A 6646-nucleotide genomic window follows, 5' to 3' on the forward strand; every position below is an offset into this window, starting at 1 on the left:
GTTCTGCTCAGTGTCGAGAACCTCGAGGTCAATTTCGGCGCGGTGCGTGCGCTGAAGGGCATTTCGCTCGACGTCCATGCCGGCGAGGTGGTGGCGTTGGTGGGCGCCAACGGCGCCGGCAAGAGCACGACCTTGCGCACCATTTCCGGCCTGTCGCGGCCGCGCGGCGGCAGGATCATCTTCGATGGCAAGCCGATTGGAGGTGTCGCTCCGTCGCGCATCGTAAGTCTGGGCATCGCGCAGAGCCCGGAGGGCAGGCGCCTGTTCGGCGGCCTGACGGTGGCTGACAATCTGCGGCTCGGCGCCTGCACCCGCACCGACAAGGATGCCATCCTCAGAGACAGCGAGCGCATGTTCATGCTGTTCCCGATTCTCAAGCAGCGGCTGAAGCAACTGGCCGGCACGCTGTCGGGCGGCGAACAGCAGCAGCTTGCTTTGGCGCGCGCGCTGATGGCGGCGCCGCGCCTGCTGCTGCTCGACGAGCCTTCGCTCGGCGTTGCGCCGCTGCTGGTCCGCCATATCTTCAGCGCGCTTGCCGAACTGAAGCGCCAGGGCATGACGATGCTGCTGGTGGAACAGAACATCACGCTCGCGCTGGACCTCGCCGACCGTGCCTATGTGCTGCGCACGGGCCAGGTGGCGCTGTCTGGCCGGTCCGCGGAACTGCGCGACAGCGAACGCGTGGCGCAGGCATATCTCGGGGCGGCAACATGACCCAGCTGGACTATATCCTGCAGCAGATCGTCAATGCGGTGAGCCTCGGCAGCCTCTACGCACTGGTGGCGGTCGGTCTGTCGATCGTCTTCGGCGTCCTCAAGCTCACCAATTTCGCGCATGGCGACGTCATGATGGTAGGTGCCTTCGGGGTTGCCTTGCTGGTCGGCATCGGCGTTCCGTTCCCGGTCGCCGTGATCTGCGGCATCGCCGCAGCCGCCGCCGCCGGCTTCCTCATCGAACGCATCGCCTACCGCCCGATCCGCGACGCGCCCGACGTTGCGCGACTGCTGACCAGCCTCGCCGTCACCTACATCATCGAGAATGTCGGCATCCTGGTGTTCACCTCCTCGCCGCGCAATTTTCCACTCCCCGATATTCTCAACACCTCCTGGGAAATGTCGAACGGCGCCATCACCTTCACCAGCATCAATCTCCTGACCATCGCGCTGACCTTCGTGTCGCTGCTGCTCCTCGGCTGGTTTATCACGCGCACCACGACTGGGCTCGGCATGCGCGCCGCAGCCGAGGACATGTCGGCGGCACACCTTGTCGGTCTGAACGTCAACCGGCTGATCATCGTCGCCTTCATCGTCGCATCCGCCTATGCCGGCCTCGCCGGCATTTTGTGGGCGGCACAGGCCGGCGTGGTGCAGCCGCAGATGGGCTTCACGCCGCTCCTGAAGGCTTTCGTGGCGGCAATCATCGGCGGCTTCGGGTCGATCGCGGGCGCCCTGGTCGGCGGCTACATATTGGGCGCGCTGGAGATATTCATCGTCGCATTCCTGCCGAGCAGCGTCTCGTCCTATCGCGACGCAATCGTCTTCGCCGTGCTGATCGCCTTTCTCCTGGTGCGCCCGGGCGGGCTGCTCCAGCCAAACCGGGAGATAAAGCTGTGAGCCGGGAAGCGCGGATCACACTCCTCGTCCTCGTCGCCGTGGTGGCGGGGGCAGCTGTCGCATTCGGTGCGCCGCACGTGCTGAGCGACTATTTCGTCCGGATTATCCTGCTGATCGCGCTGAATGCAATCCTGGTGCTGGCGCTGTCGCTGAGCAACGGTTTTACGGGCGTGTTTTCGCTCGGCCATGTCGGCTTCATCGGCGCCGGCGCGTATATTTCGGGAATCCTGTCGATCCCGGTGCAGCAGAAGATGGCATTGCTGCCGCATCTGCCGGGGTTTCTGCATGCTTTCAGCCTCCCCTTCCTGCCGGCGACGCTGGTGGCAGGTCTTCTGACGGCATTGCTTGCGGTGGTCGTCGGTTATCCCTTGATGCGCCTGTCGGGCTATTTCGTTTCGGTGGCGACGATGGGATTCTTGATTATCGTCAACGTGGTGCTGATCAATGCGTCGGATTTCACCCGAGGTGCCCGCACGTTTACCGGCGTGCCGCTGGAGACGACGTTGCCCTGGGTGATGGGTTGGCTCGCCATCACGGTGTTCGTTCTGGCGCGCCTGGTTTATTCGCCTTTCGGGCGCGCCATGAAGGCGGTGCGCGACGACACGATCGCGGCCAGCGCTGTCGGAATCGGCGTGCTGCGGACCAGACTGATCGCCTTCGTCATCGGCGCGTTCTTCTCAGGCGTCGGCGGGTCGCTCTATGCGCATTATCTCGGCTCGTTTTCGCCGAACACTTTCTACTTCGCGCTGACGATGAGTCTGATCACAATGCTGGTGCTGGGCGGCATGGGCTCCCTGACCGGCGCGGTGGTCGGCGTCATCTGCGTTTCGCTGTTGTCGGAGATCCTGCGCTCGGTCGAACGCGGCTTCACGATCGGCGATTTCGCGGTGCCGGCCCTGTTTGGCGCCAGCCAGATCGTGCTCGGCTTCATCTTCATTCTAGTCATGATCTTCCGGCCGAAGGGGATCATGGGGGACCGGGAACTTATGTTCGGATCAACCCAAAGATCGGCAACGGTGAACCAGACAGAGGAACGAAAACGATGATCAAACTCACTCGACGCGGTACCATCGGCCTGGGACTGGGCGCATTCTTCGCGCTTGCCTCGGCCAGCACGGCACTTGCTGCCGACACCATCAAGATCGGCTATCCGGCAAACCTGACCGGCATCCAGGCCTCGCTCGACGGTCCGATGCTGAATGGCGCCAAGCTGGCAGCGAGCGAAATCAACGCCGCCGGCGGCGTGCTCGGCCAGCAGATAGAACTGGTGATCTACGATTCCAAGAGCGATTCGACGACGATCTCGACCGTCGCCAGCCAGTTGATCGACAGCGACAAGGTCGTCGGCATCATCGGCTTCGCCGATTCCGACTCGGTGCTGGCCATCGGACCGCAGGTCCAGACGGCGCAGATACCGTTCATAACGCCAGGCGCGACCTCGCCGAAATTGCCTAGCCAGCTCGGCAACGAGATCTTCCTCGCCGCCTTCGGCGACAACGTTCAGGCTGCGGTTGGCGCGGAATTTGCGCTGAACAAGCTGAACGGCAAAACCGCCTACCTGCTGACCGACATCGGCACTGAATACACAACGCTGCTGTCGGACTACTTCGTCACCGCCTACGAGCATGGCGGGGGCAAGATTTTGGAGCGCGACACCTACAAGATCGGCGACAAGACCTTTACCGCGCAGATCGCCAAACTGAAGGCGCTGTCGCCGCAGCCAGACTTCGTCTATGCCTCGTCGAATGCCGAGGAAATCGGCCTGATCTTGAAGCAGATGCGCCAGGCCGGCATCAACCTGCCGGTGGTCGGCGGCGACGGCTACGACACGCCCTTGCTGATCCAGGTCGGCGGCGACGCGGCCAAGGACACCTACTTCACCACCCACGCCTATATCGGTGAGGGCGCCACCCCGAAGGTGCAGGCCTTTATCGACGCCTACACCAAGTCGGTCGGCAATGCCCCGGAGAACGCGTTCGCTGCGCTCGGCTACGACTCGGTCAAGCTGATGGCCGACGCGATCAAGCGTGCCGGTGCGCCGGATCCGGCCAAGATCCGTGACGCGCTGGCCGCTACGTCCGGGCTCGACGGCGTGACCGGCACGATCACCTACCGCCCGGGCATTTCGGTGCCGGACAAGTCGGTCTCGGTCATTGGTGTCAAGGACGGCAAGCTTGTCCTGGCAAGTGAAGCGGCACCGACCTTCGTCGCGGAGCCGTGATCTTGTCCACTCCGGGCTCCCTTTGGGACATCTACAGGTCGCGGCTCTCCGCCGCGACCTTCACCGACCTGACGCATGCGTTTCATCCGGGTCAGCCGCATTTCCCGGCCTTCCCGGACGAGGAGCGCAGTGCGTTGCTCGATTTTTCGAAGGGCGATGCCTTCCAGGTCCACCACTACGCCTTCGTCGGACAGTGGGGCACCCATGTCGATCCGCCGGTGCACTTCATCGACGGCGGCCGCTCGATCGACCAACTGCCGGTGGCGGAGATGCTTCTGCCGCTGGTCATCCTCGACATCAGCGACAGGGTCGCCGCCGATCCCGACGCGACGCCGACGCTCGACGATATTTCGGCCTGGGAGGCGCGGAACGGCCGTATCCCGGAAAAGTGTTTTGTCGCACTTCGCACCGGCTGGTGGCCGCGCTGGCCGGACCCCGTGGCGTTTCGGAACAAGTCGGCCGACGGTATCTCCCATGCGCCTGGTTGGTCGAAGCCGGTGCTGGAGGAGCTTTTGGAACGCCGCGGTGTTGCTGCGATCGGGCACGAGGGCATGGACACTGATCCCGGCCGTGCCACTTCCGCAGGTGACGCAAGCCTGGAATACTATGTGCTGTCGCGCGACTGCTGGCAGATCGAGCTCTTGGCCAATCTCGACAAGGTGCCCGAAGCCGGCGCGTTGATAATGGCAAGCTGGCCAAAGCCAAAGGCCGGATCTGGCTTCCCGGCTCGCGCTGTCGCCATCCATGAAGCGGCCGGCTGAACGCGTGAAGCCGCTGCTGGCGGCGGTCGAGGGGCCGCCGCACAACGATCATCAGACACGGAATTCAGACATGGATATAGATACAGTCCGCGATGCTTTTCCGGCGATGGCGAGAGGTGCCGAGCCGAAGAAGCGGATTTTCTTCGACAATCCCGCGGGAACCCAGATGGCGAGCCGTTCGATCGAGCGTATGACGCGTGTCATGATCGAAACCAACGCCAATCTTGGTGGCTATTTCGAAACCTCACTCGCGGCCCAGGCGATGGTCGACGACGCGCATCAGGCGATGGCCGATTTCTTCAATGCCGCCGACCGGCGTGAGGTGGTGTTCGGCCAGAACATGACAACTCTGACTTTCGCCGTCTCGCGCGCCATCGGCCGCGATCTGAACGCCGGCGACGCCATCGTGCTGACGCGCATGGATCATGACGCCAACGTCGCACCCTGGCTGATGCTGGCGGAGGATCGGGGGCTTGAAGTACGCTGGATCGACCTCGATCCAAAAACCTTCGAACTCGACCTGTCGACGCTGGAGGCGACTATCGACGAGGACGTCAAGCTGGTCGCTGTCGGCTATGCCAGCAACGTTACCGGCACGATCAACGACGTGAAGCGGATCGCGCAGCGCGCCCGCGCGATCGGGGCGCTGAGCTATATCGACGCGGTGCAGTTCGCGCCGCATGGGGTGATCGACGTCCAGGAGATCGGCTGTGATTTCCTGGTTTGCTCGGCCTACAAATTTTTTGGACCGCATCACGGGGTGTTGTGGGGCCGTTTCGATCTGCTGCAGGCGCTGACCGCCTATAAGGTGCGCGCGGCTTCCAATACGCCACCTGGAAAATTCGAGACGGGAACGACAAGCCGCGAGGCGCTTGCCGGGGTGCTTGGCGCCGTCGAGCACTATGCCTGGCTCGGACAGTCCTTCGGCAACGTCCACCCGCAGGCGACGCGGCGGGAGCGAATCGTCGCCGGCATTGAAGTCGCCGACCGTTATGAGCGTGTCCTGACAGCACGGCTGATTGCCGGATTGTCCAGAATTGATGGCGTCTTGATCCAGGGCATATCCGATGTGGCGGCGCTGGCGCGCCGTGTGCCTACCGTGTCGATCACCGTTGACGGAACCGATCCCGCGGACATCGCCAGGGCGATGGCAGAGGAAGGCATCTATCTCTGGCACGGTCACAATTACGGTTTGGAGCCAATCAAGCGGCTGGGGCTTGCGGACCGCAACGGTGTCGTCCGCATCGGGCTGGCTCATTACAACACCGAGGCGGAAGTCGATTTCCTGCTGGCGAAGCTGGCGGACTGGATGAAGACGCGGACCTGACATGCGCGACAGAAACGGAACCCCGAGGATCGGCGTCAAGCTGCGCCATGCCAGACAGGTGCTTGGCCTCAGCCTGGAAGAGCTCGGCGCCCGCATCGGGCTGACAGAGGGTTATCTCTCGAAGATCGAAAACGACCGCGCTACGCCGTCCATGGCGGCTCTGCACCGGCTGGTGCAGGCACTGGGCATCAACATGAACGCGATGTTCGGCACGCTGCAGCACAATGCCTCGGAAGTGTTCGTTTTGCGGCAAAACGAGCGTCCGCACATGGAGACGGGACATCGGCGTTCGGGCAACCATGTCGTGCTCGAGCAATTGGTGCCGTCCGGTCCGGAATATCTGCTGCAGATCAACGTCCACGTGATCGAGGCCGGCGGCGGCAGCCCCGAGTTGATCAGCCACAAGGGACAAGAGTTCGGCTACGTGCTCGAAGGTTCCGTCGAATTGCTGGTCGAGGCGAACGTGGTGGCACTCGAGGCAGGCGACGCGTTCTATTTCAACTCCGAACTCGGCCACGGCTACCGCAATATCGGTTCGACCACGGTCCGCATCCTCTGGGTCAACACGCCGCCGACATTCTGACCGCCTCCAGCGCGGCGCCGGATTTCGAGGGAGTTCTGCAGACGTCGTTCAATGAGCCAACGTCCACAGGACAACAGCCGCCGAGCCCAACCGTCCTGTTTCAATGCCCGAACGCGAGCGGCGGGGCCAGTCGGTCGCGCC

7 protein-coding genes are annotated in these 6646 nt (G+C 63.2%); all 7 read left to right on the forward strand.

Going from position 1 to position 6646, the window contains the following annotated elements; all coding sequences use genetic code 11:
• Positions 1–3 precede the first annotated feature (3 nt).
• The 7 genes from ENZ74_RS17045 to ENZ74_RS17075 all read left to right on the forward strand — a co-directional run bounded on the left by ENZ74_RS17045 (position 4) and on the right by ENZ74_RS17075 (position 6505).
• Positions 4–714 carry an ABC transporter ATP-binding protein gene (locus tag ENZ74_RS17045; RefSeq protein WP_024502053.1) on the forward strand — a complete coding sequence of 237 codons (711 nt, stop codon included), beginning with the start codon at positions 4–6 and terminating at the stop codon, positions 712–714.
• Complete coding sequence (locus tag ENZ74_RS17050) at positions 711–1613, forward strand: branched-chain amino acid ABC transporter permease (RefSeq protein WP_024502052.1); 903 nt, start codon at positions 711–713, stop codon at positions 1611–1613. Before ENZ74_RS17045 ends, ENZ74_RS17050 begins: the two co-directional genes overlap by 4 nt.
• Complete coding sequence (locus ENZ74_RS17055; protein WP_082826621.1) at positions 1610–2659, forward strand: branched-chain amino acid ABC transporter permease; 1050 nt, start codon at positions 1610–1612, stop codon at positions 2657–2659. The genes ENZ74_RS17050 and ENZ74_RS17055 overlap by 4 nt, the downstream gene beginning before the upstream one ends.
• Positions 2656–3834 (forward strand): ABC transporter substrate-binding protein, encoded by a 1179-nt coding sequence (locus tag ENZ74_RS17060; RefSeq protein ID WP_013528425.1) that lies wholly within the window; start codon positions 2656–2658, stop codon positions 3832–3834. The genes ENZ74_RS17055 and ENZ74_RS17060 overlap by 4 nt, the downstream gene beginning before the upstream one ends.
• The gene (locus tag ENZ74_RS17065; RefSeq protein ID WP_244514254.1) at positions 3831–4595 is read left to right on the forward strand and encodes a cyclase family protein; all 765 of its coding nucleotides are present in this window, start codon (positions 3831–3833) and stop codon (positions 4593–4595) included. Before ENZ74_RS17060 ends, ENZ74_RS17065 begins: the two co-directional genes overlap by 4 nt.
• A gap of 70 nt (positions 4596–4665) precedes the next feature.
• Positions 4666–5922, forward strand: a complete 1257-nt coding sequence (locus ENZ74_RS17070; RefSeq protein ID WP_063170430.1) for a cysteine desulfurase-like protein — start codon at positions 4666–4668, stop codon at positions 5920–5922.
• 1 nt (position 5923) lies between these two features.
• Complete coding sequence (locus ENZ74_RS17075) at positions 5924–6505, forward strand: cupin domain-containing protein (protein WP_013528422.1); 582 nt, start codon at positions 5924–5926, stop codon at positions 6503–6505.
• Positions 6506–6646 lie beyond the last annotated feature (141 nt).

The sequence above is a fragment of the Mesorhizobium sp. M7A.F.Ca.CA.002.15.2.1 genome, from assembly GCF_003998715.1.
In the GTDB taxonomy this organism is placed as follows: domain Bacteria; phylum Pseudomonadota; class Alphaproteobacteria; order Rhizobiales; family Rhizobiaceae; genus Mesorhizobium; species Mesorhizobium ciceri.

Bases quoted from the DNA above. Each gene is read 5' to 3' on its own strand.
- ENZ74_RS17075 (WP_013528422.1), top strand. From the start codon at position 5,924: ATGCGCGACAGAAACGGAACCCCGAGGATCGGCGTCAAGCTGCGCCAT.
- ENZ74_RS17050 (WP_024502052.1), top strand. From the start codon at position 711: ATGACCCAGCTGGACTATATCCTGCAGCAGATCGTCAATGCGGTGAGC.
- ENZ74_RS17070 (WP_063170430.1), top strand. From the start codon at position 4,666: ATGGATATAGATACAGTCCGCGATGCTTTTCCGGCGATGGCGAGAGGT.
- ENZ74_RS17060 (WP_013528425.1), top strand. From the start codon at position 2,656: ATGATCAAACTCACTCGACGCGGTACCATCGGCCTGGGACTGGGCGCA.